The organism is Streptomyces corchorusii (assembly GCF_001514055.1).
Classification (GTDB): Bacteria; Actinomycetota; Actinomycetes; order Streptomycetales; family Streptomycetaceae; genus Streptomyces; species Streptomyces olivaceoviridis.
Genome location: NZ_KQ948351.1, coordinates 740,096 through 766,182, shown reverse-complemented (window position 1 = coordinate 766,182; position 26,087 = coordinate 740,096). Strand labels below are relative to the sequence as shown.

Below are 26,087 nucleotides of genomic sequence, written 5' to 3'. Positions count from 1 at the left end.
CGCCGGATCGCATGACGCGGACACATCCAGGCGCGTACGCTCGGACCAGCCGCAATCGTCGGTGGGAAGGGAGACAGATGAGTTTCGGGGGCGCGCGGAAGCAGGTGGCACGCCTGGCCTCACGACTGCGACGCTCCCGCTCCGGCCCGGCCCGCACACGGCGCTCCGGTCCCGGCTCGGCGATGCGCGCCCTGGCCGGCGACCTCGCCGCCGCCATCCGCGCCCGGCCCGAACCACCCCACGGCACGAGGGCGTTGTGCCGCGCGCTGTGCGAGGAGATGAGCGCGCTGCGGGGCGGACGGCCGGTGGAGCTGCGCTTCGAACGCTTCCCGGACGAGATCGAGGTCACCGGCCTGTGGGTCGAGTTCGCCGACTTCGACCTGGTCATCGTGGAGGAGCGGGCCGAGGCCGTGCAGCAACTGGTCATCCTCGGGCACGAACTGTGGCACCTGCACGCCGGGCACCGGCACCACCACCTGGCCGGGGCCGCCGCCGCCCGGGCCCTGACCGCCACGCCCGGCTGGCGGGAGGCGGCCCTCACCGTGGCCGCCCGTGACGGCTCCCGGGAGACCGACGAGGCCGAGGCCGACGACTTCGGGCACCGCCTGGCCACCCTGTTCCGGGGCCACCTCGACGGGACCCGCACCACCCCGCCGGGCCCGGTGCAGCGTTCCCTCGGATACCGGGGGCGTGGAGGAACGGCCCGGTGATCCGGCTGGCGCTGAACCCCTCGGGATTCCTCAGCGAGTTCTACATCTCCTTCTGGATCCCCACGGCCGTGCTCACCGCCGCCCTGGTGATCAAGCTGCCCACCATCATCCGGCTGTGGCGGGACCCGCTGCTGCGCGCGGTCGGCGGACTGCTGCTGCTCGCCTGCGCGGTGTTCGTGTTCTGCACCCCGTCCACCATCGCCTGGGTCAACCGGCTGACCGGCGTGCCCAACATCTCGGCGCCCTGGTGCTATTCGCTGATCACCGCGTTCTGCGGCTCCTGTCTGCTGCTCATCATCACCTGGCGCAACGGCCTGTCCGACCGCTCGGCCGCCACCCGCCGCGCCATGCGCTGGGTGATCTCGGTGTACTCGGGGGTGATCGTCGCCCTGTGGGTGCTGTTCCTGCTCGCCGACGCCCCCGAGGAGCGGCTGCGGGACCTGGACACCCACTACGCCACCACCCCGTTCATGCGCGAGGAGATCCTGCTCTACCTCGTCGCGCACGCCGTGGCCTGCCTGATCACCTCCCGGCTCATCTGGAACTGGGTGCGCACCGAGGGCCTGGACGCCTGGCTGCGCTGGGGCCTGAAGCTGCTGGGCGCCGGCTACGTGCTGAACCTGATCTTCGACGCGGTGAAGCTGATCGCCGTCGTCGCCCGCTGGGCCGGCCAGGACCTGGACTGGCTGAGCACCAATCTGGCCCCGCCCGTGGCCGCGCTCTCCGCCATCCTCATCGCCGTCGGCTTCATCCTGCCGCACGCCGGCCAGTACCTGCACGACCGCTGGCGGGTCCGGCTCGCCCACCGCGAACTGCGGCCCCTGTACCAGCTGATGCGCACCGCGAGCGGCGAAGGGGTGCCGTTCGTGCTGCGCGCCACGCCCGAACTGCGGCTCACCCGGCGCGAGACGTTCATCCGGGACGTGCTGCTGCCGCTGGCCCGGCACATCGACACCGGGCTCGGCCGGCGCGCGTACGGCGCCGCGCTCGGCCTCGGCCACCCACCGGAGCGGGCCCGCGCGCTGGCGGCGGCGGTGAGCATCCTCGACGCCGTCGAGACCAAGGCCCGTACGCCGGAGTCGCCCGAGCCGGCCGCCGGGCCGGACACCACGAACCTGCTCCAGGAGATCGGGGCCGTCTCCCGAGCCCTGCGCCGTCCCGACGACATCGCGGCGGTGCGCGCGCGTGCGGCCGTCCCGGCAGAGAGCGTTGCCGTTCATGACTGAGCACAGACCCAGCGCCGTCGTCCTCGGCGGCTCCCTCGCCGGCCTGCTCACGGCCCGTGCCCTGGCGGCGGGCGGCGCCCGGGTGACGGTGGTCGAGCGGGACGCGCTGCCTGACGGGCCCGCGCCCCGCAAGGGACTGCCGCAGGCCCGGCACGTGCACCAGCTGTGGTCGGGCGGGGCGCGGGCGCTGGAGGAACTGCTGCCCGGGGCGATCGGGCGGTTGCGCGCGGCCGGGGTGAGCCGGGTGCCGATGACCACGGACATGGTGGCGCTGTCCCCGTACGGCTGGTACCGGCGCTGGGCCGAGTCCGCGTTCATGCTGCCGGCGAGCCGGGACCTGCTGGACTGGGTGGTACGGGGGCTGGTGCTGGCCGACGGGCGGATCGCGCTGGTGGAGCGGGCCGAGGCGACGGGGCTCACCGGCACGGGCGGCGCGGTGACGGGGGTGCGCATCCGCGCCCACGACAGCGCCGAGCGGACGCTGACGGCCGACCTCGTCGTGGACGCGACCGGGCGCGGCTCTCGGGCGGCGGGCTGGCTGACCGGGCTGGGGCTGCCCGCCGTCGAGCGGCGGGAGGTCGACTCCGGGCTGGTGTACGCCAGCCGGCCGTACCGGGCGCCGGAGGCGGCGCGGGCCGGCTTCCCGGTCGTCAACATCGAGCCCGATCCGCGGGGTTCCGGGACCGGGCGCGGGGGCGTGCTGATGCCGGTGGAGGACGGCAAGTGGATCGTCACGCTGTTCGGGCGGCGCGGTGACGAACCACCGTCCTCCGCCGGGGAGTTCGAGCGCTACGCCCGTGACGGGCTGCGGCATCCGCTGATCGGGGAGCTGTTGGGCGGGGGCGCGGAGCCGCTCGGCGAGGTCGCGGTCACGCGGACGACGGCGAACCGGCGGCACTTCTTCGAGCGGATGCCGGTGTGGCCGGAGAACCTCGTGGTCGTCGGCGACGCGGTGTGCGCGCTGAACCCGGTGTACGGGCACGGCATGGCGGTGGCCGCGCGATCGGCGCTGGCCGTGCGGGACGTGGTACGGCGTCGGGGGCTGCGGAGCCGGGGACTGGCCCGGGAGGCGCAGCAGGCGGTCGGGCGGACGGTCCGGGCGGCATGGGACCTCGCCGTCGGGGCGGACGTGTTCTACCCCGGCGCGACCGAGGAGGGGCCGACGCTGCGGGACCGGGTGCTGGCCGCGTACGTCGGCCGCCTGCTGCGGACCGCCATGGGGAACGGGCGCGTGGCCCGGCTGGTGACCGACGTGACGGCGCTGGAGCGGGGCGCGGAGGCGTTGCTGGCGCCGAGTGTGGTGGTGGCGGCGGTGGCGGGACCACTGAAGCCGACGCTCGCGGCTCCGCCGTTGACCTTGGAGGAGCGTCGGTCTGCGGGGTTGTAGGGGGCCGTGGGGGTGGGAGCGGTGAGGGTGGGGGCGGTGAGGGTGGGGGGCGGTCTCTGCCGTCCGCCGGCCGCGGCGCCGTCGTGGCCGGTCGCGCAGTTCCCCGCGCCCCCTCCGGGGCGCCGTCGGGGTGGTCTCTGCCGTCCGCCGGCCGCGGCGCCGTCGTGGCCCGTCGCGCAGTTCCCCGCGCCCCTGGGGAACTGCGCTTCGGTGAGGTCAGCCCTCGAACGCCGGCTGGGGCAGGCCCTGTCCGGCGCCGGGCACCACGAGCAGGGAGCCCGACAGGGGGTCGGACGGCGGCAGGCCGGTGCGGGCCGTGGTGATGTAGAGGTCGGTCAGGGCGGGGCCGCCGAACGCGCAGGCCGTGGTGCGGGGGGTCGGCAAGGTGATCACCCGGTCCAGCTCGCCGGCAGGCGTGTAGCGGCGGACCGCTCCCCCGTCCCACAGCGCCACCCACACACAGCCCTCCGCGTCGACGGTCAGCCCGTCCGGGAAGCCCGCGCCCTCCTCGATCTCCACCAGCGTGCGGCGATCACGGATGCCGTCCTCGTCGTGGTCGAAGACGTCGACGCGCCGGGTGGGGCTGTCGACGTAGTACATCAGGCGGCCGTCGGGGCTCCAGCCCGTGCCGTTGCTGACCGTGACGTCCGGCAGGACCGTGCGCACGGCGCCGTCCCCCGTCAGCCGGGACAGCGTGCCCCCGCCGGGCGCCTCGTCGTACCGCATCGTGCCCGCCCACAGCGACCCGTCGGGCGCCACCGCCGCGTCGTTCGCGCGGCGCCCCGCGACCGGCTCGTGGTGCAGCCAGCGGAACGTGTCGTCGGGGTCCAGCAGGCCCACGCCGTCCCGCAGGTTGAGCACCAGGCCGCCGCCCGCCCGGGGCTTGGCCGCGCCGACGTGCTGCGGTGTCGTACGGATCGTGCGCCGGCCGGAGGAGGGGTCGTAGGTGTGCAGCCGCGCGCCCAGGATGTCCAGCCAGAGCAGCCGGCCCGTCGCCGGGTCCCAGGTGGGCCCCTCGCCGAGCGCGGCCTCCGCCCGCACCGCGACCTCGTACGCCGTCATACCGCGCTCCGGTGGCCCAGCCGCTCCGACAGTTCCGCCGCGCCCTTCGCGGCCAGTTGCTCCAGCTCGGCCCGGCGCTCTTCGCTCCAGCGGATCATCGGGACCGAGATGGACAGCGCGGCCACGACCTGTCCGGCGCGGTCGCGGACCGGCGCGGCCACGCAGGAGACGTCCGGGTTGGACTCGCGGTTCTCCACGGCGATCCCGCGCTGCCGGATGTCCGCGAGGACCTCGCGCAGGGCGGCCGGGTCGGTGATGCTGTTCGGGGTCATCGCGGCCAGTTCGGTCCCGTCGGGGATCCGCGCGGTCAGCTCCGGCTCGGGCAGCGAGGCCAGCAGCATCTTGCCGACGGAGGTGCAGTGGGCGGGCAGGCGGCGGCCGGCGGCCGAGACCATGCGGACCGCGTGCGTGGAGTCGACCTTGGCGATGTAGATGACGTCGGTGCCCTCCAGGATGGCGACGTGCACCGTCTCGTCGCAGGTCTCGGCGACGGAGCGGGCCACCTGCTGGCCCTCGGCGGCGAGGTCGAGCTGCTCGGCGTAGCGGCTGCCGAGCTGGTACGGGCGTACGCCGAGCCGGTACCGTCCGGGCTGGCCGGGCACCTGCACGATGTACGACCGGGCGGCGAGCGTGGTGACCAGCTCGTGCACGGTGGTGCGGGGCAGCTGGAGCTTGCGCACGATGTCGGGGGCGGAGAGCGTCCCGTCCCCGTCGAGGAACAGCTCAAGAATGTCGAGAGCCCGGGTCACGGCAGGCACGAGGCGTCCCACGTCCGGCCCCCTCCCTTGGTCTAGCGTCTGCGTTCGAGATTTCAACAGACGATCGGCATGACGAACACAGGCTAGTCATGGTGGGTGGCGCGGGCAATGGCCGGGAACGACCCCGTGGTCACAGGCACCATGGACACCATGGATCTCGACTTCCAGCTGGTCCTGCTGCGCCGCATGGCCGACCACAACCCGGACCTCGTGGCGGACGCCCGGCGGCGGCTGGGCGCCTCGATCGCGGACATGCGGGAGGCCAACAAGCGGTGGCAGGCCATGGTCCGCTCACCCCGGTCCCGGGGCGCCGCCGCCCGGTACCGCTCCGTCCTCGGCGAACCGGAGTCCGTGGTGCCGCGCCGGCTGGGCGACGTCGACTGCGAGGCCCGGCGGTGGGCCCTGCCGCTCTGGCCCGCCCTGCGCTTCGAGGTGCTCGTCGGGCCCGACGGCGGGGTCTGGAACGAGTGGCTGGTGCGGGCGCCGGGCGCGCCGGCGCCACAGCTGCGCACGCTGGAGGATCTGACCCCGTGGTCCTGCACGGTGGACGAGGCCGCCCGCGCCTTCGCCCCCGCCCGTCCGCTGGAGGGCACCGCCCCCACCCGGTGGGGGCTGGCCCTCACCGCGCCCGACCACGACGGCGTACGGCGGCAGGTGGTCGCCGAGTTCACCTGGGGGCTGCTCCAGCGGACGGCCGTCCTCACCTGAGCGCCGAATGCGCGGGGTCAGGTGACCGCCGGGTCGGCCGGGGCCGCGTCCTCGGCCGCCGCGAGGATCGCCTCCGTCACGCGCGGCAGCGAGTCCGGGTGCAGCCACAGGAACAAGTTCGGCTCGACCAGCTCCAGTTCCATCAGGCGGGGCTCGCCGTCCTCGCCGTCCACCAGGTCCACGCGCGCGTACAGCAGTCCGGGCACACCGGGCACGGCCGCCAACGCCTTCTCTGCGACGGCCAGTTCGGCGTCCGTGGGCTGCCAGCGCTCCAGATCGGGGTGGGCCACCTTGTCGGCGTCGTACGGGGTGCCGGGTGAGAGCACGGCTCCCTTGCGGCTGGCGTGCAGCAGCCGCCCGCCGAAGAACTGCAACGCCCGCTCACCGCGCACGTCGATGCCCGGCATGTACGGCTGCACCATCGCGGTGAAGCCCTCCGCGTGCATGCGCGCCAGGTGCCGTACCGCCGTGTCGTGCTCGGCGGGCGTGTACCGGGCGGCGAACCGGGCGCCCGCGCCCGAGGTCGGCTTGATCACGAACTCGTGCCCGGCCGGCAGGTCGGCCGGCTCGCCGGGGGCCAGGTAGCGGGTGGGGACGGTGGGCACACCGGCCGCCGCCAGCTCCCCGAGGTACCGCTTGTCGGCGTTCCAGCGCACCACCGGGGCCGGGTTGGCGAGCCGGGTCAGCGCGCCGACCCGGTCCACCCAGGCGGCGAACTCCGTGGCCCGCCAGCTGTAGTCCCAGGTCGAGCGGATGACGACGAGGTCGTAGCCGCCCCAGTCCACCGCCGGGTCGTCCCAGTAGCGGGCCTCCGCCCCGGCACCGGCGTCCGTGAGCGCCCGCACCAGCGCCGGCAGGTCCGCGTCCCTGCTCGGTCCGGCTCCGGGGTCGTAGGTGGCGAGGGCTATGCGGGGCACGGCGGACTCCCTGTCGTACGCGGGCTCGACGGTCGGTGCGGCTGTGAGGCTAACAAGCGCCGGGGGAACCGGGACAGCCCCGTTGACCTTCCCCTTCGGTCAGGCCCCAGCATCGGTGGCGGACGACGAGACGCGCGAGGTGCGCATGGAACTGCTGACCATCGGGGCGTTCGCGAAGGCGAGCCGGCTCTCACCGAAGGCCCTGCGCCTGTACGACGAGCTGGACCTGCTGCCGCCCGCCCGGGTCGACCCGGACACCGGTTACCGCTACTACGCCCTCGCCCAGTTGGAACGGGCCCGGCTCGTGGCCTGGCTGCGCCGCCTGGGCATGCCCCTGGCGGAGATCCGGGCGGTGTGCGCCCTGGACGCGGCGGACGCGGCCCGGGAGATCCGGGCGTACTGGGCGCGGGTGGAGGCGGAGACGGCCGTACGGCGGGACCTGGCCGCGTTCCTCGTCGAGGAGCTGACCGGCGAGTCGAGAGGGAGACACACCACCATGCTGGAACTGCGTCACGCGGCGCGTTCGGACCGCGGGCACGTCCGCCCGGCCAACCAGGACACGGTGTACGCGGGCCGCAGGCTGCTCGCCGTCGCCGACGGCTGTGGCCCGGCGGGGGCGCCCGCGAGCCAGGCCGCCGTGGCGGCGCTGAGGTTCCTGGACGAGCGGGAGGAACCGGCCACGGGCAGTGTGCTGAACCTGCTGGAGGAGGCGGTGCGCGGGGCGAACGAGGCCGTGCGGGACCTCGCGAGGGCCGCGGGCGGGGGCGGCGAGGAGAGCGGGACGACGCTCACCGCGCTGCTGTGGACGGGGTCGAGGCTGGCCCTGGTGCACATCGGGGACTCGCGGGCGTATCTGCTGCGGGACGGCGGGCTGTTCCGCATCACCCACGACCACAGCGTGGTCCAGTCGCTGATCGACGAGGGGCGGCTGTCGCCGGAGGAGGCCGAGAGCCATCCGCAGCGGGCCTTGCTGCTGAAGGCGCTGGGCACCTCCGGTGCGCCGCCGGTGCCGGACCTGCGGGTGCGGGAGGCCCGGGACGGGGACCGGTACCTGGTCTGCTCGGACGGGCTGACCCGGGTCGTTCCCGACGCGCTGATCAAGGAGCTGCTGGCCGCCGGGTCCGACCCGGAGGCCGTCGTGCGGTCCCTGATCGGCGCGGCCAACGCGGCGGGCGGTCCGGACAACGTCAGCTGTGCGGTGGCCGATGTGGTGGGATCCGCCCGCACCTCCGCCGTCGTCGGCTAGAACGGGCCGCATGACACAGGACGGCACCGACGCGTACACCGGTGCGGACGGGCTGCCGCCGCTCGTGCGGCACGCCCTGGCCGCCGCCCGCGCGCACGGCTTCCCCTTCTCCTGCCGGCCCGAACAGGGCCGCCTGCTGCGCGTGTTGGCGGGCGGCGCCCGGCTCCGGATCGGGGAGACCGGCACCGGGCTCGGCGTGGGCCTGGCCTGGCTCGCGTCGGGGGCCGCGCCCGGGGTGGGGCTGGTCAGCGTGGAGCGGGAGCCGGAGCGGGCGCGGCGCGCCGCCGAGGTATTCGCCGGCCGCCGCGAGGTCGCCGTGCTGACCGGCGACTGGCGGCGGATCGAGGAGCACGGCCCCTTCGACCTGCTCGTCCTCGACGGGGGCGGGCAGGGAAAGGCTCCCGGGGACGCGCTCGCCGACGTGGAGCGGCTGCTGACGCCCGGCGGCACGGTCGTCGTGGACGACTTCACGCCCGCGGCCGGATGGCCGCCGCTGCACGAGGGCCGGGTCGACCGGGCCCGGCTGCACTGGCTGGAGCATCCGGCGCTGCGGACGGTCGAGTTGCGGCTCGCGGCCGATCTGAGCGCGGTCGTCGGGACGCGGGTCCTGGTGTAGGAAGGGTGCTGTCGTCCCCGGCAGTCGGCACCGCCCGACCGTGCAGTCGGCACCGTCCGACAGTAAGGAGTGCGCCGCGTGTCCTCCCTCTTTCCCGCTCTGACGGACGGTCCAGGTGAGCGCAGCGAGACGGGGGTCCCCCCGGACGAGGTCCGGGGGAGGGTCGCCCTACGGTTCGGGCCGCGGACCCTGACGTACGGCGGGCTGGCGGGCGCCGCCGGTGCCCTCGCCGCGCGGATCGAGGGCACCGGCCGGGTCGCCGTGTGGGCCACCGCGGAGCTGGAGACCGCCGTCGCGGTGACCGGCGCGCTGCTCGCCGGGGTGGCGGCGGTGCCGCTCAACCCGAAGTCGGGCGAGAAGGAGCTGGCGCACATCCTGTCCGACAGCGCGCCGTCGCTCGTGCTCGCCGCGCCCGGCACGGAACTGCCGTCCGTGTTCGGCGGCTTGGCGCGGATCGACGTCGACGTGTCCGCCACCGGTGCCGTCCCGCCGGAGCGGGCCTCGGACGGCGACCCGGCGCTGGTCGTCTACACCTCCGGCACCACCGGCCCGCCCAAGGGCGCGGTCCTGCCCCGCCGGGCCCTGGCCACCACCCTGGACGCGCTCGCCGACGCCTGGGAGTGGACCGGCGACGACGTGCTGGTGCACGGGCTGCCGCTGTTCCATGTGCACGGCCTGGTGCTGGGCGTCCTGGGGCCGCTGCGGCGCGGCGGCTCGGTGCGGCACCTGGGGCGGTTCTCCCCCCAGGGCGTGGCCCGGGAGCTGAAGGCGGGCGCGACCATGGTGTTCGGGGTGCCGACGATGTATCACCGGATCGCGGAGGCGCTGCCCGGCGACCCGGAGCTGGCCGAGGCGCTCGCCGGGGCCCGGCTGCTGGTCTCGGGCTCGGCCGCGCTGCCGGTCCACGACCACGAGCGGATCGCGGCGGCGACCGGACGCCGGGTGATCGAGCGGTACGGCATGACCGAGACCCTCATGAACACGAGCGTGCGGGCCGACGGCCAGGCCCGGGCCGGGACGGTCGGGGTGCCGCTGCCGGGCGTGGAGCTGCGACTGGTGGAGGAGGACGGCACGGAGATCACCGCGTACGACGGGGAGAGCGTCGGGGAGATCCAGGTGCGCGGGCCGAACCTGTTCACCGAGTACCTGAACCGGCCCGACGCCACCGCCGCCGCGTTCACCGCCGACGGCTGGTTCCGCACCGGGGACATGGCCGTGCGCGAGAGCGACGGCTACGTCCGCATCGTCGGCCGCAAGGCCACCGACCTGATCAAGAGCGGGGGGTACAAGATCGGGGCCGGTGAGATCGAGAACGCGCTGCTGGAGCACCCGGGGGTGCGGGAGGCGGCGGTCACCGGGGAGCCGGACGCCGATCTGGGCGAGCGGGTCGTGGCCTGGATCGTCCCGGCGGACGCGGCGAGTCCGCCGGGAGCCGAGGAGTTGGCGGACCACGTGGCCCGGCGGCTGGCCCCGCACAAGCGCCCCCGGGTCGTCCGCTACCTCCAGGCGCTCCCGCGCAACGACATGGGGAAGATCATGAAGCGGGCCCTGGCCGATGCCTGAGCGGCTTGCGGCACGGGAGACGGTGGCGCTGGTCGCGGACGCGGACAGTTTCCGCGAGTTCGCCGCGCCCCCCAGGAGGTCGCCGCCGGACGGGCCCCTCGGCTGGCAGGGCTACGACGCCTCCCGCGCCCGTGCCGCCGCACGTACCGGCGAGCAGGAGTCGGTCGTCTGCGGCACCGCGCGCGTCGAGGGCACCCGGGCCGTCCTGATCGCCTTCGAGTTCGGCTTCCTGGGCGGCTCGCTGGGCGAGCGCACCGGGGACCTGCTGGAGGCGGCGTACACCCATGCCCGCGAACACCGGCTGCCCGTCGTGCCGTTGATCGCGACCGGGGGCAGCCGGATGCAGGAGGGCATGCTCGCGCTCACCCAGCTCCAGCGGGTGGCCCGGCAGTCCGCGCTCACCCGCGAGGCGGGGCTGCCGCAGATCGCGGTCCTGCGGGACCCGACGACCGGCGGCGGCTGGGCCACCCTCGGCGCGGGCGCGGACATCGTCCTGGCCCTCCCCGGCGCCCAGGTCGGCTTCGCCGGCTCCCGGGTCCGCCCGCCGGACGCCGACCCGGCCGCGTACACGGCGGAGTCCCAGCTCGCGGTGGGCTCGGCGGACGCGATCGTGACGCCGGCCGAACTGAAGGGGGTGCTGGGGCGGTGGCTGCGGCTGCTGGCCGGGCACGGGGCGGGGATCACGCCGGGTGTCACGCCGGCCGCCGCCCCCGTGCCGGGTGCGCTGGGCCGGGGCGGGGCGAGCGGGAGCGGGTGGGAGGCCGTCGAGCGGGCGCGGGCGGTCGGGCGGCCTCGGGCGCACGCCTACCTGGACGCCTACTTCGACGACCGGCTGCCGATCAGCGGCGACCGGTGCGGCGGCGCCGATCCCGGCGGGATGCTGTGCGGGTTCGGCGAGCGGGACGGCCGTACCGTGGCCTACGCGGCGCAGACCGGCACGGCGACCCGCCCCGCCGGGTACCGCACCGCCGCCCGGCTGATCCGGCTGGCGGACCGGCTCGGCGTCCCCGTGCTGACGCTGGTGGACACCCCGGGTGCCGCGAACGACGCGGAGGCCGAGCGGCAGGGCGTCGGCGCGGCCGTCGCCGAGGTGTTCGGCGCGGTGGCCGCCGCCCGCGTGCCGATCACCACCCTCGTCATCGGCGAGGGCGGCTCCGGCGGCGCCCTCGCGCTGGCCGCGCCCGGCAACACCTGGGCGACGCCGGACAGTTACTTCTCGGTGATCGCGCCGGAGCTGGCGGCCGCCATCCTGAAACGCCCGCCGGAGGAGGTCCGGCCGACAGCGGACCAGCTCCGCATCCGCCCCCGGGACCTGGTGGAGCTGGGCGTGGTCCAGGGCGTCGTCGCGGCGTCCGCGCCCCGGAGCGTCACCGGACCGCCACCGCCCGGATGATCTCCTGCGTCACCGCTCCCCCCTTGTCGTCCCGGGCCGAGGTCCGCAGCGACACGGAGGACGCGCCGCGCGGCACGGTCAGCGTGCCGCGCCAGGAGGTGTCCCGGCCGGTGCTCAGGGGAACCGTCCGCCAGGTCGTGCCGGCGTCGTACGACACCTCCAGCCGGCCCCCGCCGAGCCTGCCGGTGCCCGCGGCGTGCGCCACGTACGCGGCGCCGATGGCGACCGGTACCCGCTGCCCGCCGCGCACGGCACCGGCGAGGTCGGTGTCGAGGTCGTAGGCGAGGTTGATCAGCGGCAGGTACGTCCAGTGGTCCCCGGGGGTGGCCGCCGAGCGGAAGGTCCACTCGGTGTGGCCCCGGGTGGCGAGCGGCCACCGGCCGGCGTCGAGGGCGGTGTCGGTGACGACCTGGTAGGTGTGCTCGTCGGCGGGCGCGTCCCAGACGTAGGCGGCGGAGCCGGTGTTCTGGTCGACCAGGGTGCCGTCGAGCCGGACGGAGGTGGTCTGGCGCATCCCGCTGTCCTCGCTCCACACGTCGCCGAAGCCGGTGTGGTCGGGGCCGGAGTCGCCCCAGCCGGGCACGTTCATCTGGATCTGGTTCCCGGCCCGCTGCTGGCCCCAGCCGAGCCCGGTGCCCAGCCACGGGTGCCACACCGGCCGGAACCAGTGCAGCGCCGGCCGGGTCCCGCCGTCGTAGCGGACGAGCCCGCCGCGCTCCTCCAGCGCGCCGTCGCCGGCGGTGACGGACTCGTGCCACAGCTGGCCGGGGCCGGTGGAGACGTAGTCGGTGCGGTGGGCGGGCAGGGAGACGCGCTCCTGGAAGCCGAGGCCGATCGGGAAGGTGTCGGTGATCGAGTACCGGAACTCGCCGCCGCCCTGGGGCCGTGCGGCGTGGAACGTGACGCGCACGGCGGCCAGGTCCCGGGCGCCGGGCGCGTACGTGAGGTCCCGGTCCGGGATGGCTCCGCGGTGTCCCTCGGAGAGGTCGTACACGTACGGCGAGTCGGTGGTGCCGGTCATGTCGGCCCGGCCCAGCGCCCTGAGGCGTGCCGCGTCCGCCCGGTTCACGGTGGCGATCAGCAGCGGCCGGTCGGCGTTGTCGTCGGTGCCCCACCAGGCCATCAGCCGGCCGGGCGCGTCGTCCGTGACGAACAGGGCCTCGGCGCCCGCGTCCTGCGCGGCCCGCGCGAGCGCGGCCGGGTCGGCGCCGGGGGCGAGGCGGGCGAGCACGGCTTTGCCGGACACCCCGGTGACGGGCCCGTCGCCGACGTCCACCAGGGGCAGTCGCGTGCGGCCCGGGGGGAGGGTGCCGCCCGGCTGGACGGTGGCCTCGCCGACGCCCTCGACCTCCAGCCGCGGCTTGGCCAGCCGCCATACGGTGCGGTACTCGAAGGTGCCCCGCGTGACCTCGGGGGTGGGAGCGGCGAAGACGCTGTCGTAGGCGAGGGGCACCTGGACCGCGCCGAACAGGTCGGCTCCGTTCGCCTTCCGGTCGTACTCCATCACGAGCTGGTGGGTCTCGGTGCGCCGGTCCACGGCCGCGCGGACCTCGCGCAGCGTGCGGCCGTCCAGGGTGATGTCGCGGTCCCGGTCGAGGGTGATCTCGGGGGCGGCGAGGAAGCCGAGGCCGAGGGAGTCGGCGCCGTGGCTGCCGGGCACGTCGAGGAAGGTGGTGAGGGAGTAGGTGCCGGGTGCCAGGCGCAGCCGGAGCGTGCCCGAGCCGCCGACGTGGACGGGCTCGGCGTCCGCGCCCTCGGCGAGCCGCTGCACGGTGAGGTCGGCGGCGGCGGGCGCGCCCGACCGGTCCTTGACGTGGACGGTGAGCGTGTACCGCTCCTCCTCCTTGACCAGCCCGAACACGGTGTGCGCGACCGTGGCGCCGGCCGGGTCGGTGGCCACGATCTGCCCGCTGGTGTCGCCGACCGGTGCCTGGGCCGCGTCGCCGGTGACGGTGGTGGAGGCCGTGCCGTGGGCGGGCACGGTGAGACGGTCGTCGGCGAGGCGGGCGACGCCCTCCGGGGCGCCCCGCACCGACAGCCGCAGGTCGACCGGGGTGCCGGTGGAGTTGGTGTAAGTGACGGTCCGGGTGACCGGCTCGTCCGCCTCGTACGGCCAGGCGTGGAAACCGAGGTCGGCGCTGCCGGTGGCGGTGACCGTCGCGCGCACCGCGTCCGGCACGCTCACCCGGCCCGCGCCCAGTGTGTAGGCGGAGGCGTCGAGCTGTTTCGAGCTGGACATCAGCGCGTCCTTCAGCCGCGCGCCACTCCAGTCCGGATGCCGCTCCGCGAGCAGCGCCGCGACCCCCGCGACCTGCGGGGTCGCCATGGAGGTACCGCTCATGGAGGTGTAGGGGCCGGTGCCGCCGGTGAGCTGGGAGCGGGCGGCGAGGACGTCCACGCCGGGGGCGGCGAGGTCGGGTTTGAGGGCGTTGTCGCCGTACCGGGGTCCGGCGGAGCTGAACCAGGCGGCCTGGTCGGCGGAGTCGACGGCGCCGACGGTGAGGGCGGCGTCGGCGGCGCCCGGTGAGCCGATGGAGGAGGGGGCCCCGGTGTTGCCGGCGGCGACGACGAACAGCGCGCCGGTCTCCTTGGAGAGGGTGTCCACCGCCTGTGCCATGGGGTCGGTGCCGTCGCTCGCCTCGGTGGAGCCCAGGCTCATGGAGACGATCCGGGCGTGCACGTCCCGTGCCGCCCATTCCATTCCGGCGATGATCTGGGACTCGCTGCCCGAGCCCTGGTCGCCGAGCACCTTGCCGACGGCGAGGGTCGCGCCCGGCGCCACCCCCTTCTCCTTGCCGTCGGAGGCGGCGCCGCTGCCGCCGACGGTGGAGGTGACGTGGGTGCCGTGGCCGTTGCGGTCGGCGACCTCCTGCCCGTCGACGAAGCTCTTGGTGGCGCTCACCCGGTCCACGAGGTCGGGGTGGCCGAGGTCGGCGCCGGTGTCCAGGACGGCGACGGTGACGCCCTTGCCGGTCAGCCCCGCGTCCCAGCCCGCCGCTGTGCCGATCTGGGCGTTGCTCTCGGCGAGTTCGGCCCGCACGCGCCCGTCGAGCCACACCTTGTCGATGCCGGGCGTCCGGGTGAACGACCGCCAGAAGGCGCGCCCCTTGCCGGCCTGCACGGCGGCCCCGCGCAGACTGGGCAGCGCACGGGTCCGCTCGGCACCGGCCGGGGTCGCGGTCCGCGCGCTCCTGTCGTAGGTGACGATCAGCGGCAGGGCGTCGGCCTCGGCGTCGGTGAGTTTCTGCCGGATCAGCCCGGTGACGTCGAACAGCCGCCGGTCCAGGGTGCCGGCCCGCAGATACGGCAGCGCCTCGTCCGGTACGACGGTGAGGTGCCCGTCGCCGCGCTGCGTCCGTACGGCACCGGTGGCGCCGACGGGCCGTCGTACGGTGACCGTCTGTCTGCCGTGCCCGAGGTCGGTGACGGTCACCTTGTCGCCGGTGACGAGGGTGACGGTGGTGGCGCCGCTCGCGCCGGGGCCCTGGGGACGCGGTGCCGCGACCGCCGGGCCGGCCGGGAGCAGGGCGCTCACCAGCCCCGCGGCGAGCAGGGCGGCCCCGCGTCTGACTGGTCCTGTGCTCATCCACGCCTCTTCTCGTGTGGGGCGGGTCGTGTCGTCGGGTCGTGCCGTGCGGAGTGCGTCGCGTGCTGGGACGAGTGTGATGTGCCGTTCGCCGTCCGGGAGTTGACCGGTGCTGACGGAAAGACGCCCTGGCGGGTTCTCGCCGGCCCCGGAACACGTCCCGCCCCTCGGCGCCGTGTGTGTGACTCCCGCGGCACCGTCCGTAACATGGGGTGGTCACTGGTCGGGTACGACGGGGGAGCGGGCGTCAGCGTGGACGAGTTGGTGGAGTTCAGGACCGAGGACGGCGCGCTCGTCGTGGTGGAGGGTGCCGCCGGCACCCGGTCGGGAGCCCGCCTCGTCTCGCGCGGCGAGGGACCGGCGCAGGCCGCGCGCACCTTCGAGGGAGCACTCGACGGCGTACGGGCGGCCGCGGCGTCCGCGCTGCGGGTCTTCCGGGACGGCAGCCTGTGCCCGGACGCGGTGGAGATCGAGTTCGGCGTGCGGCTGACCGCGGAGGCCGGTGCCGTCATCGCGAAGGGGTCGGCGGAGGGCCACCTGGTCGTCAAGCTCAGCTGGTCCCCGGGGCAGGCGCCGGACCAGGCCGCCCCGGGGCAGAACCCGCCCGCGTGGGCCGCGTCCGCGCAGCACGCGTCACCGCCGGCGGTGCCCGGCCAGGCCGCGCCCGACCGGAGCGTGCCGGGCCCGGAGGCCGCCGACCGGTGATGCGCGGCGCTGCCTGGCAGGCCCGGATCGCCTGTGGCGACGCGGTCGGGGCGGGATTCCTGGTCACCGGCCGCCGGCTGCTCACCTGCGCCCACGTGGTCAGGTGGAGCGACCGGGCGGCGGTGACCGTCACCTTCCCGCACGCACGCGAACTGGGCGCGCTGTCGGCCTCGGTGGTCGCCCACGGCGGCTGGGCGGGCGGGGTCACCGACCCCGGCGATGTCGCCGTGCTCGAACTGGACCGTGACGTCCCGCTCGCCCCGGCCGGTTTCGCCCCGCCGGACACCGCGTACACCGAGCCGTACCCCCGGCTGGTCGCGTACGGCTTCCCCGAGGGCTACGACGAGGGCACGCTCGCCGAGTGCCAGCCCGTCTCCGGCCAGTTGATCGCCGGGGAGTGGCTGGAGCTGGTGGCGTGGCAGGGGCACGGGCAGCCGCTCGTGGACGGGTTCAGCGGGGCGGCGGCGACGCTCCCGGACGGCAGGGTGGCGGGCATGGTCACCGCGGCCGTGGGGTCGTCGCCGGACGTGCGCAAGGGCCGGATGCTGCCGCTGGACGTGCTGGCCCGGTACTGGCCGGAGCTGGGCGAACTGGTGCCCACCCCGGGCCACCGGGACGACGCCCGCCGGCGGCTGTACGCCCTGCTGCGCCGGGCCGCGGCCGCCGCCGGCCCGGTGGGCGACCCGAACCGGCTGTACGTGGACGCGGTGGGCGCCTTCGGGCCGCCCCTGCCCCCGGGTGGCTTCCCCTCCCTGTGGGACGCCGCCGCCTATGTGCAGTGGGAGGTCCCCGATCCGCAGGCGGTGAGCCGGTTCGCCGACCGGCTGCTGGAACTGCTGGACCCCGAGGCGGTGTCACGGGCCCCGGCGGCCCCGGACACCCCGGCCCCGGCCGGCACGCCGGCGGCTCCCGCCTGGTCCCCGGTGGTCGTGGAGATCGATCACAGCGGTGCCGGTCCCGACCAGGTGACCGTGGAGGTGTCCGCCTACCGCGACGGCCGGCGCCGGCCGGTGGGCGCCCGCCGGCTGCCGCGCACCGGGGTGCGGGCCTACGTCCAGAGCCGCATCGACGAAGCCGTCGCCCACCTCGCCCCCGACGCGGACGAGCTGGTGACGTTCGTCCTGCCGCGCGAGTGGCTCAACGAGGCGGTGGCGCACTGGGAGTGCGGCGCGGACGACAGCACGCCGCTCGGCTGCGCCTACCCCCTCGTGGTGACCGACCGGGCGCGCCACCACAGCGGCCGGCTGCGCCACCAGCTGCGCAAGAAGTGGCAGAAGCTGGACTCCGGCGGCGGGGTCGAGGTGCACCGGGTCGAGTGCGGCACCCGGGAACGGCCGCCGAGCCTGCGCAAACGGCTCTGGGACGGCGACGCCGGGGTGGCGGGCTACGCGGCCCCGCCGGCGGCGGCACGGCAGCACTTCGAGGTCGGTCTCACCGTGCCCGTCCCGGTCCTGCTGTGGCCGCGCACCGGCTCCCCCTGCGCCGGGCACGAGGAGGCGTCCGGCACGGACACCGCCCCCGGGGAACCGCCCTGTCCCGGCGCCGCGTTCCTCGACCAGCTCGCCGCCTCGGTCGCCGGCGTGCCGCCCGCCGAACTCCCGCGCCACGTCCTGTCGTTGCGGCTGACCGCGGACGCCGCCGAGGAGCCGGACCGGCACTGGGCGAGAGACCTCCAGCTGCTGTGGGACGACCCGCGCTGCTTCCCCGAGACCACCGCGAGCCTGCACTCGCCCGTCGCCTGACCCACCGCACGACCGAACCGCCCCCCACGGAGAAGAAGAGCCCATGCCCCTGTGGCCCGTCTACACCGGTACGAACGAGCCGCACGACGGCATCACCGAGCTGCCCCCGCCGCCGCCCTGGCGGGACTTCGACGGCGGGCCGGTGCTCCCGGCACCGGACGCGTCCGCCGACGCCTCCGCCGTCTCCCCCGACCGCACGCACCGCGCCGAGACGTACCAGGCCACGGAGGAGACGGTCCAGCTCGTCAACGCGGCCCTGTACCTGCGCCGCCCGCTGCTGGTCACCGGCCCGCCCGGCACCGGCAAGTCCTCGCTCGTGTACGCGGTCGCCCGTGAGCTGCGGCTCGGCCCGGTGCTGCGCTGGAACATCACCAGCCGCAGCACGCTCCACGACGGCCTCTACCAGTACGACCCGCTCTCGCGGCTGTACGCGGCCCGGCAGGAGGCCGCCCGGCAGGGCGGGGCCGAGGGCGCGGACGACCGGTCGGGCATCGAGCACCATCTGCGCCTGGGCCCGCTCGGCACCGCCCTCCTGCCGTACGCCCGGCCCCGCGCGCTGCTCATCGACGAGATCGACAAGAGCGACCTGGACCTGCCCAACGACCTGCTGAACGTGCTGGAGGAGGGCCAGTACGAGATCCCCGAGCTGGTGCGTGCCGCGCGGCTCGCGCCGGACGGCGTCGCCGAGGTGCTGGCCGACGGCACCGACGAGCGGGTCCCGGTGGCCCGCGGGCGGGTCCGCTGCCGGGCCTTCCCCTTCGTCGTCCTCACCAGCAACGGCGAGCGCGAGTTCCCGCCCGCCTTCCTGCGCCGCTGCGTCACCCTGCACCTGCGCCAGCCCGACGACCGCCAGCTCGCCGGGATCGTCCGCGCCCACCTGGGCGAACCCGACGCCCACGCGCGCACCCTGATCGACCGGTTCCTGTCCCGGGCGGGCACCGGCGACCTGGCCACGGACCAGCTCCTCAACGCGATCTACCTGGCCCGCTCCGCCGACCTGGACGCCGACTCCCTCGACCGGCTGGCCGAACAGCTGATGCCGTACCTGGGGCAGACCGCGCGGTCCGATGTCTTCTGATGTCCGCTGAGTCCTCCGGGGCCACCCCGCACCCCCGCTCCTCCCCGGACCCGCTGGTCCGGCTGGCCGACATCCTGGCCGAGGCGGCCCACGGGGTGCGCCCGACCCCGCTGGAACTGGCCGAAGTGCTCTGGCTGGCCCGGCAGATGACTCCCGACGCGCATGACGACGCCCCTGCCGCCCCTGCCCCCGCCGCCCCCGCTCCCGCCGGGCCCGGGGCCCCGGAGCGGGTCGCCCCGGCCCCGCCCCCGCCGCCGAGGGAGCCGGCAGGGGAACCGGAGCCCGCCGCCGGGCCGCCCTCCCGCGTCCCCCTGCACCTGCCCGCCCGCCGTCCCGCCCCGGCCGCGGACCGGTCCCACACCCCGCTGCTGGCCCCGGCGCCCCCGATGCTGCGCCACCCGCTCGCGCTGCAACGCGCGCTGCGCCCCCTGGGACGCCGTGTCGAGGCGCCCGTGGACCTGGAGCTGGACGAGCCGGCGACCGCCGACCGCATCGCCCGCCTCGGCGCCGACCCCGCCTGGTGGCTGCCGGTGCTGCGTCCCGCACGGGAGCGCTGGCTGCGCCTGAACCTGGTGTACGACGCCGGCCCCACCATGCCGGTCTGGCGGCCCCTGATCCGCGAACTGCACACGGTCCTGGCCCAGTCGGGCATCTTCCGCACGGTCGCCCTCCACCGCGCCGCCGCCGACGGCACCGTGCGCGGCCCCGCCCCGCACACCCCCGCCGACGGCCGTACCGTCACCCTCCTGATCAGCGACTGCATGGGCCCGCAGTGGCGGGAGGGCCCCGCCGGCACCCGCTGGTTCGCCACCCTGCACCGCTGGGCGCGCCACACGCCCCTGGCCGTCGTCCAACCGCTCCCGGAACACCTGTGGCGGGACACCGCCCTGCCCACCACCCCGGGCACCCTGTCGGCCCCGCACCCCGCCGCCCCCACGGCGACGCTCACGTTCACCCCGTACGAGCCGCCCGAGTCCGCCCCGACCGGCGGTGCGGTCCCGCTCCCCGTGCTGGAGCCGGAGCCGCGGTGGCTCGCGCACTGGGCCGGGCTGCTCGCCACCCCGGGCGGCGGGGGGTTCCCGGGCGCGGTCGCCCGGCTGGGGCGCCCGCTGCCGGCGGACGCCGAGGACCGTACGGACGTCGGGCTGCTGTCCGCCGAGGAGCTGGTCCTGCGGTTCCGGGCCACCGCCTCCCCGGAGGCGGTCCGGCTGGCCGGCCACCTCGCGGTGGGCCGTCCCGACCTGCCGGTGATGCGCCTGGTCCAGGCCGCCGTCGAACCCGATCCGCGCCCCCAGCACCTGGCCGAGGTGATCGTCAGCGGGATGCTCACCACCGCCCCGGGCGGTCCGCCCGGCTCCTACGCCTTCCGGGACGGCGTGCGCGAGCTGCTGCTGCTCGGCCTGCCCCGCACCGACCGCCACCGCACCACCGGATTCCTCGACCGCATGGGCGAGTTCATCGACCGCAGGGCGGGCCGGGCACCGGGCGAGTTCCGGGCGTCGGTCCCGGCCGCGCGGGGCACGGGGACGGCCACGGAGGGCGATCCGTTCGCCACGGTCAGCGAGGACAGCGTCCGCCGGCTGACGGCGGACGGTGCCGGGGAGCCGTTCGCGGGGCGGTACCGGCTGCTGCGGCAGGCCGAGGGCGCGGGCCGCACGGGCTGGCTCGCCCGGGACACCCGGGACGGTGACGCGCTCGTCGTGTTGCACCGGTATCCGCCGGGACACTCCCCCGCCGCCTTCCAGGACCTCGGCCGGCGCCTCGGCGAGCTGCGCCACCCCGGGATCGCACCGGTCCGCGACCACGGCGTCGCCGACGGATCCCCTTACCTGGTACGGGAGTTCGTCCCCGGCTCCACCCTGCGCCGGCGCCTCCGGGACGCTCCGGACGGCCTGCCCGCCGAGGAGGTCCGCGCGCTGCTCCCGCCGCTGGCCGAGGCGGTCCTCGCGCTGCACGCGCAGGACGGGCCGCGCGGTGTGCTGGACACGCACGCCGTCGTGCTCGGCCCGGACGGGCCGGTCCTGACCTGCCTGGACTCCGCGCCGGTGGTCCACGGGAGCCGGGAGAAGGCCCTCCAGGCGCTCGGGGGCATCGCGCGCGCCCTGCACCCCGACGACTCCGACGCGCTCGGGACGGAGCTGGCCCCGGCCGTCGCGGCGCTCCTCTCCGACAGCCCGGAGGCCCAGCGGCGCGGCGCCGAGCGGCTCGTGCGGCTGGGGCGGCTGGGGCGGGGGCGGCAGGACGGCCCCGCCGGTGCGGCTGCCGACCGGGCCGAGATCCGCTTCACGGCCGACGGACTCACCGGCCGCCCGGAAGCCCGCATCACGCTCGAAGCCACCGTGCACGAGATCCTCGCGCGCGGCTCCCTCGGCCCCCGGCAGTACGAGGCGGAGGTCCGTCCGGACGGCTACCTGGTGCGCACCGCGCCCGGCGCCTACCTCCTGCCCGTCCTCGTCGCCGTGCTGCGCGAACTCCCCCAGGCGCTCGCCCGGCTGAGCGACCCGCCGCGGCTGCGGGTGACGTTCGGCCGGCCGCCCGTGCGGCCGCCGGAGGAGGCCGCGGACGTGCTGGTCGTCGTACCACCCGCCCTGTACGACGACTTCGCCGCCAGCTCCGCCGCCCGGCGCTCGCAGCGGTTCCGGCCGCTGTTCGGCGACAGCGCCCCGGACAGCCCGCCGGCCGCCTGGTACTGCCCGCTCGGGCCGGGGTCCGCCGAACCCGGGGAGCGGGATCTGGTGCGGGGCCCGTTCATCACGCCCGACCTGCGCGAGCTGGGCGTCCCCGCACCGGGGCGCACGGCCGTCGTCCACACGCGGCCCGACGGCCCGCTGACGCTGCTCGACCCGATCCACCCCTACGGCACGCGTCCGCCCCGCCCGGAGACGTACTACACGGTCGACCTCACCCCGCACGAGACCCGGAGGATCGTGTCCCTGCCGAGTTCCGGCAAGGGCGCGTTCACCGCCGCCGTGAAGCTGTCCTGGCGGGTCGACGATCCGGTGGCGTTCGTCCGCGCCGAGGCCACCGGTGTCTGTGGGCTCCTGCTGGAGCATCTGCGCGGCGCGGCGGCCCCCGTCACCCGCCGCTATCCGCCGCGCCGGGCGGGCGCGGCCCAGCGGGCGGTGAACGCCGGGGTGGACGACTGGCCGGTCCCGGGACTGACGGTGTCGTACGCCGTGCAGCTGGTCCCCGAGTGGGCGCCCGCGCCGGCGGCGGAGCCACCGGTCCCGTCCCGCCGCCGTCTGACCGCGCTCCTCACGGGCGCCGAGACGGTGCTGGTCGGCTTCGACGGGCCCCTCGCCCGGCTGTTCCCGGCGCAGACGGCCCGGGAGGCCGTCCTCGACCTGCTGTCCGTCGTCGCCGACCACCGCGACCCGCAGGACGCGCTCACGGGCCGGCCGCTGCCCGTCGCGGGCGCCCCGGGCCGGGAGGCGTTCACCCACCCGCTGGACCTGCTGCGCGCCTTCGCCCACGACGGGCTCGGCCCGCTGCTGCGGGCGCGGCTCGACGAGCTGGAACTGCGGGCCGTACCGGACGCGCCCACGACGCACCGCTCCCTCGCGCTCGTCCGCGCCCTGCACCGCTCCGGCCGCCGGGTCAGCGTGGTGACGGACGTGTCCACCCAGGCCGTCCACCGCTACCTGGAGCCCTACCGGCTGCCCCTCGCGGGCATCCACGGCCGCCGCGCCGACCTCAGCCTGCTGACGCCCCACCCCGACTGCCTGGTGCGCGCCCTGACCACCGCCGGCACACCGGCCCGTTCCTGCGTGCTGATCAGCTCCTCGGTCGCCGAACTCACCGCGGCCCAGCAGCTCGGCCTGCGCTTCGTCGGCTACGCGCCCACCACCGCCGGCCGGCGCGTGCTGCGCGAGGGCGGCAGCGAGGTCACGGTCTCCTCCCTCGAACCGCTCGTGGAGGCCCTTCGCGCCCGCTGACCCGCCGACACTCCGGTACGGCCGGAAAATACGCCCGTTCGGCGGCACCCCGCCCGGCGGCCCAGGAAAGGCGCCCGCTCCCGGGCCCGCGCAGGATTCCAGTGAGCCCGCCGGAAGGCGGGGGACCCAAGGCCCGCGCACTCGGGAGGATCCGCCGTGACCGTCAGCCTGGAGCGGCTGCGCCGCTGTCACTTCGCCGTCGACCTGGGGGCGGCCCGCACCCGCGTGTACGTGAAGGGCTCCGGTCTGGTCGTGGACCAGCCCTCGGTCGCCGCCGTGAACACCCGTACCGGCGCGCTGATCGCGGTGGGCGAGTTCGCGGAGAAGATGACGGGGCGCACCCCGGACTACATCAGGGTCGTACGGCCCATCGCCGGAGGCACGGTGGTGGACATCGAGATGGCCCAGCGGATGCTGCGGCATCTGCTCGGCGACAGGATGCGCCGGGCGCTGCGCCGCAAGCCCCGGCTGCGGGCGGCGGCCTGTGCCCCGCACGACGCCGATCCGCTGGCCCAGCGCGCCACGATAGAGACGCTGGTCGGGCTGGGGGCCAGACGGGTGGAGCTGGTCGACACGCTGATCGCCGCCGCCGTGGGGTGCGGGCTGCCGGTGGAGCGGCCCGAGGCCACCATGGTCATGGTGTGCGGGGCGGCGGCGACCCAGGTCGCGGTGCTCTCGCTGGGCTCCATCGTCACCGCCGAGCGGATCCCGGTGGGCGGCGAGGCCGTGGACCACGCGATCGTGCAGCACCTGCGGCACGCGCACGCGCTGATGCTGCCCAGCCAGGCGGTACGGCCGCTGCAACTGGCCCTGTCCGGCAACGGGCTGACCCCGCACGGTCCGGCGTCGACCGAGATCCACGGCCGGGACGTGGCGACGGGGCTGGCGCGCAGTGTGCGGGTGGACACCGCCGCCGTGCGCGACGCGATCCAGACTCCGCTGACGGCCGTCCTGGACGCCATCGGCAAGGTGCTGCGGGAGTGCCCGCCGGACCTGGTGGCCGACCTCGCCGACCGCGGGATCATGATGGTCGGCGGCTCGGCGCTGCTGCCCGGGTTCGACCAGATGCTGCGGCAGGCCACCGGGATGCCGGTGCACATCGCCGAGCGGCCCGACGTGTGCGCGGCGCAGGGCCTGGGCGCCATGCTGGAGGGCCGGATCGAACCGCTGGTCCTGAACCCGCTCGCCACCTGAGCCCGCCCGGGCGGTGCCGTCAGCGGCGCAGGTAGGAGCGGATCGTCGTCCCCTCCGGGCCGGTGTGCGTGCGGACCAGGTCCGACACCAGGTTGACCAGCAGCAGTCCGCGTCCGCCCCGCTGGTCGCGAGCGGCGGGGCGGCGGCCGGCCAGCGGGTCGGCGAGGCGGCCCTTGTCGCGGACCTCGCACAGCACGTACCCGTCCTCGGGCCACACCGTGAGGGCGCCGGTGCCCCCGCCGTGGACGACGCTGTTCGTGGTCAGCTCGGCGGTGATCAGCGTCAGGTTCTCCAGGGCCAGGCCGGTCAGGCCCAGCCGGGCGCCGTGGTCGGTGGCCTGGTGCCGGACGGCGGACAGGGAGTCCTCGTCGAAGGAGAGGCGCAGCAGGCCGGGGCCGGCGCCGGGGGCGGGCGGCAGCGGCTCGTTGTAGCGGGAGACCACGCCGTCGGGGTCGTAGGCCGCGCTGGTCCGTTCGGCGCCGGAGCCGGCCGGGATGACGACCGGGTGGGTGGCGTACGCGTCGGTGAGCGCCCGCTCGTCCAGGCGGGCGGTGTCGTACGGGCACAGGATGGTGACCTCGCGGCCCTGGAACGCCGCGTTGATGAGCGCCTCGTGCTGGGCGCAGGCCGGGTACTCGGCCGGGCTGCGGCCCGCCCAGACCGGCTCGCCGATGATGTGGACCCGGCGGCCGGGCGGCTGGGCGTCGGCGAAGGCGCGCAGCACACCGGGGATGATCCGGCCGGGGTTGCGTCCGGCCTCCCGCATGTCCAGGAAGCGCACGGCGGCGCCGTCGGCGCCCAGCTCGTCCTGGATCAGCCGCAGGTTCTCGCCGGGGACGGCGACCGCGACCGGCTCGCCGGCCGTCAGCGCCGCCCGGACGAACGGCACGGTGCCGGCGACGTACTCCCGCGCGTCGGCGTAGAAGAGCGCGGGGTGTACGAACGGGCCCGGGGCCCGCACGGATTCGGAGGTCGCGGTCATGACGTCCGCACCTCGATCCCCGGCAGACCGGGCCACAGCAGGTCCAGTATCCGTGGCAGGGCGTCCGGGGGCCGGTACAGCACCAGACGCCGCCGCCCGCCGAGGTCGCGGGCGGCGTCCGCCAGTGCGCCGGCGCCCGCGACGTCGACGAAGGTCAGCGCGGAAAGCTCCAAGTGATACACGTCCTCGCCCTCGCGAACGGCCCGCTCCAGCGCGCGCTCCCAGATGCCGCGCGTGCCCAGGCTCACCTCGCCCGCCGCCCGGAATCCGGTCCGCCCGGCCAACGGGGACACATCGAGCCGTGGCGCCGAGGGCGCCGGCACCGCCGGCCTCGGCACGACGGCCGGCCGGGGCCGCGCCGGTTCAGCTGCGTTCACGCCGTCTCCCAGCCGCACGGGTACATGAGTGCCCAGTATGCGCCCCGGCTCCCCCGGACGGTGTGTAGGTCCGGGCGCCCGGGGCAGGCGAGCTGGGAACGACCGACGGCGGAGCGAGACGAGAGACATGATGTCAGCTGCACGCGCACCGCACACCGGGCGGCTGGACACCCTGGCCGTCGACGGCGCCGCGGAGGGCGACCGGGTGGTGCTGACCGCGCGCGGTGAGCTGGTCCACGGCTGTACGCAGCCCCTCCCCAGGGCGCTGGCGGCCCTGCCGGCGGGCGTGGCCGGGGTCGACCTGGACGCGTCCGGGGTGACCTTCCTGGACACGGCGGGGCTGGCGGCCCTGGACACGCTGAGCGCGTACGGCCGCCGGCACCGGGTGCCGGTACGGGCCACCGGCTGGCGGGGGCAGCCGCGCCGGGTGCTGGAACTGGTGGGCCTGGACCCCGTGGACCCGCTGGGCGCCGCCCTGCCGGCGGGGCTTCCCGCCCGTACCGCCTCGGCGGTGGCCCGTGAGCACGCCGAGCAGTCCGAGCAACTGCACGTGCTGCGCCTGGAGGTCGAGCAGCTGCGTCGTGCCATGGACTCCCGGCCGGTGATCGACCAGGCCCGGGGCATCCTGATGGCGGCGCACGCGTGCACCCCGGACCAGGCGTGGGAGATCCTGCGGGAGGCGTCCCAGCGGTCCAACACCAAGCTGCGGCAGGTGGCGTCGGCTCTCACGGCGAGCGCGGCGCCGGACGGCCCGGTCCCGCCGGAGCCGCTCCGGACGGCTCTGGCCGCCGCGGTCCACCGGGCCGGTGCGGCCGTCAGTACGGCAGGACGCGCCCCGAGGGGGTCCTGCGGTCGATCTCCTGCCCGCGCGGCGCGGCGGGCCGCCGGCTGACACGTACCCG

The 26,087-nt window shown here is 76.1% G+C and carries 20 protein-coding genes; 14 read left to right on the top strand and 6 right to left on the bottom strand.

The features are described 5' to 3' along the window. The first annotated feature begins 77 nt into the window (after nucleotides 1-77). From AQJ11_RS03550 to AQJ11_RS03540, 3 genes are read left to right on the top strand one after another with little or no spacing between them, the layout of a single operon-like run. On the top strand, nucleotides 78-710 hold the full coding sequence (locus AQJ11_RS03550) for a toxin-antitoxin system, toxin component family protein (RefSeq protein ID WP_175252138.1): 633 nt from the start codon (nucleotides 78-80) through the stop codon (nucleotides 708-710). Next, nucleotides 707-1,936 (top strand): MAB_1171c family putative transporter, encoded by a 1,230-nt coding sequence (locus AQJ11_RS03545; protein ID WP_059261808.1) that lies wholly within the window; start codon nucleotides 707-709, stop codon nucleotides 1,934-1,936. The genes AQJ11_RS03550 and AQJ11_RS03545 overlap by 4 nt, the downstream gene beginning before the upstream one ends. Beyond that, the gene (locus tag AQJ11_RS03540) at nucleotides 1,929-3,323 is read left to right on the top strand and encodes an FAD-dependent oxidoreductase (RefSeq protein WP_208616426.1); all 1,395 of its coding nucleotides are present in this window, start codon (nucleotides 1,929-1,931) and stop codon (nucleotides 3,321-3,323) included. The genes AQJ11_RS03545 and AQJ11_RS03540 overlap by 8 nt, the downstream gene beginning before the upstream one ends. 216 nt (nucleotides 3,324-3,539) lie before the next feature. Here AQJ11_RS03540 and AQJ11_RS03535 read toward each other — a convergent pair whose 3' ends face one another. Together AQJ11_RS03535 and AQJ11_RS03530 are read right to left on the bottom strand one after the other, a co-directional pair. Then, nucleotides 3,540-4,385 carry an SMP-30/gluconolactonase/LRE family protein gene (locus tag AQJ11_RS03535; protein WP_014672513.1) on the bottom strand — a complete coding sequence of 282 codons (846 nt, stop codon included), beginning with the start codon at nucleotides 4,383-4,385 and terminating at the stop codon, nucleotides 3,540-3,542. After that, nucleotides 4,382-5,155: an IclR family transcriptional regulator gene (locus AQJ11_RS03530; RefSeq protein WP_014672514.1), complete on the bottom strand. Its 774-nt coding sequence runs from the start codon at nucleotides 5,153-5,155 to the stop codon at nucleotides 4,382-4,384. Before AQJ11_RS03530 ends, AQJ11_RS03535 begins: the two co-directional genes overlap by 4 nt. Before the next feature lie 96 nt (nucleotides 5,156-5,251). Here AQJ11_RS03530 and AQJ11_RS03525 point away from each other — a divergent pair, with 96 nt between their 5' ends. Further along, nucleotides 5,252-5,851, top strand: a complete 600-nt coding sequence (locus AQJ11_RS03525) for a hypothetical protein (RefSeq protein ID WP_059261806.1) — start codon at nucleotides 5,252-5,254, stop codon at nucleotides 5,849-5,851. Between the two features lie 17 nt (nucleotides 5,852-5,868). Here AQJ11_RS03525 and AQJ11_RS49110 read toward each other — a convergent pair whose 3' ends face one another. Then, entirely contained in the window at nucleotides 5,869-6,768 is a 900-nt protein-coding gene (locus AQJ11_RS49110) for an ATP-grasp domain-containing protein (protein ID WP_059261805.1), read from the bottom strand. A gap of 145 nt (nucleotides 6,769-6,913) precedes the next feature. Here AQJ11_RS49110 and AQJ11_RS03515 point away from each other — a divergent pair, with 145 nt between their 5' ends. The 4 genes from AQJ11_RS03515 (at nucleotide 6,914) to AQJ11_RS03500 (ending at nucleotide 11,586) form a co-directional block, all read left to right on the top strand. After that, complete coding sequence (locus tag AQJ11_RS03515) at nucleotides 6,914-8,014, top strand: MerR family transcriptional regulator (RefSeq protein WP_208616436.1); 1,101 nt, start codon at nucleotides 6,914-6,916, stop codon at nucleotides 8,012-8,014. 10 nt (nucleotides 8,015-8,024) lie between these two features. After that, nucleotides 8,025-8,630 carry an O-methyltransferase gene (locus AQJ11_RS03510; RefSeq protein WP_059261803.1) on the top strand — a complete coding sequence of 202 codons (606 nt, stop codon included), beginning with the start codon at nucleotides 8,025-8,027 and terminating at the stop codon, nucleotides 8,628-8,630. A 78-nt stretch (nucleotides 8,631-8,708) separates the two neighbouring features. Continuing rightward, nucleotides 8,709-10,193 (top strand): acyl-CoA synthetase, encoded by a 1,485-nt coding sequence (locus AQJ11_RS03505; protein ID WP_059261802.1) that lies wholly within the window; start codon nucleotides 8,709-8,711, stop codon nucleotides 10,191-10,193. Continuing rightward, nucleotides 10,186-11,586, top strand: coding sequence for a carboxyl transferase domain-containing protein (locus AQJ11_RS03500; protein WP_208616425.1), 1,401 nt, complete (start codon nucleotides 10,186-10,188; stop codon nucleotides 11,584-11,586). Before AQJ11_RS03505 ends, AQJ11_RS03500 begins: the two co-directional genes overlap by 8 nt. Here AQJ11_RS03500 and AQJ11_RS03495 read toward each other — a convergent pair. Then, nucleotides 11,561-15,172, bottom strand: coding sequence for a S8 family serine peptidase (locus AQJ11_RS03495; protein ID WP_059261800.1), 3,612 nt, complete (start codon nucleotides 15,170-15,172; stop codon nucleotides 11,561-11,563). The genes AQJ11_RS03500 and AQJ11_RS03495 overlap by 26 nt on opposite strands. Nucleotides 15,173-15,379: 207 nt before the next feature. Between AQJ11_RS03495 and AQJ11_RS03490 the strand changes: the two genes are divergently transcribed. The 5 genes from AQJ11_RS03490 (at nucleotide 15,380) to AQJ11_RS03470 (ending at nucleotide 23,826) form a co-directional block, all read left to right on the top strand. Then, nucleotides 15,380-15,877 carry a CU044_2847 family protein gene (locus AQJ11_RS03490; protein ID WP_107120780.1) on the top strand — a complete coding sequence of 166 codons (498 nt, stop codon included), beginning with the start codon at nucleotides 15,380-15,382 and terminating at the stop codon, nucleotides 15,875-15,877. Continuing rightward, the gene (locus AQJ11_RS03485) at nucleotides 15,877-17,619 is read left to right on the top strand and encodes a VMAP-C domain-containing protein (RefSeq protein ID WP_175252141.1); all 1,743 of its coding nucleotides are present in this window, start codon (nucleotides 15,877-15,879) and stop codon (nucleotides 17,617-17,619) included. The genes AQJ11_RS03490 and AQJ11_RS03485 overlap by 1 nt, the downstream gene beginning before the upstream one ends. Before the next feature lie 43 nt (nucleotides 17,620-17,662). Then, nucleotides 17,663-18,697 (top strand): AAA family ATPase, encoded by a 1,035-nt coding sequence (locus AQJ11_RS03480; protein ID WP_014672524.1) that lies wholly within the window; start codon nucleotides 17,663-17,665, stop codon nucleotides 18,695-18,697. Next, nucleotides 18,697-22,632 (top strand): SAV_2336 N-terminal domain-related protein, encoded by a 3,936-nt coding sequence (locus tag AQJ11_RS03475; protein WP_059261798.1) that lies wholly within the window; start codon nucleotides 18,697-18,699, stop codon nucleotides 22,630-22,632. Before AQJ11_RS03480 ends, AQJ11_RS03475 begins: the two co-directional genes overlap by 1 nt. Nucleotides 22,633-22,788: 156 nt before the next feature. After that, complete coding sequence (locus tag AQJ11_RS03470; protein WP_014672526.1) at nucleotides 22,789-23,826, top strand: rod shape-determining protein; 1,038 nt, start codon at nucleotides 22,789-22,791, stop codon at nucleotides 23,824-23,826. Nucleotides 23,827-23,845: 19 nt separating this feature from the next. Here the strand turns inward: AQJ11_RS03470 and AQJ11_RS03465 are convergent, their stop codons facing one another. Together AQJ11_RS03465 and AQJ11_RS03460 are read right to left on the bottom strand one after the other, a co-directional pair. Continuing rightward, nucleotides 23,846-24,808: a sensor histidine kinase gene (locus AQJ11_RS03465; RefSeq protein WP_059261797.1), complete on the bottom strand. Its 963-nt coding sequence runs from the start codon at nucleotides 24,806-24,808 to the stop codon at nucleotides 23,846-23,848. After that, a complete protein-coding gene (locus AQJ11_RS03460) occupies nucleotides 24,805-25,146 on the bottom strand; it encodes an STAS domain-containing protein (protein ID WP_398780058.1) in 342 nt (113 codons plus the stop codon). Before AQJ11_RS03460 ends, AQJ11_RS03465 begins: the two co-directional genes overlap by 4 nt. Nucleotides 25,147-25,312: 166 nt before the next feature. Between AQJ11_RS03460 and AQJ11_RS03455 the strand changes: the two genes are divergently transcribed. After that, complete coding sequence (locus tag AQJ11_RS03455) at nucleotides 25,313-26,077, top strand: ANTAR domain-containing response regulator (RefSeq protein WP_059261796.1); 765 nt, start codon at nucleotides 25,313-25,315, stop codon at nucleotides 26,075-26,077. The last annotated feature ends 10 nt before the right edge of the window (nucleotides 26,078-26,087 follow it).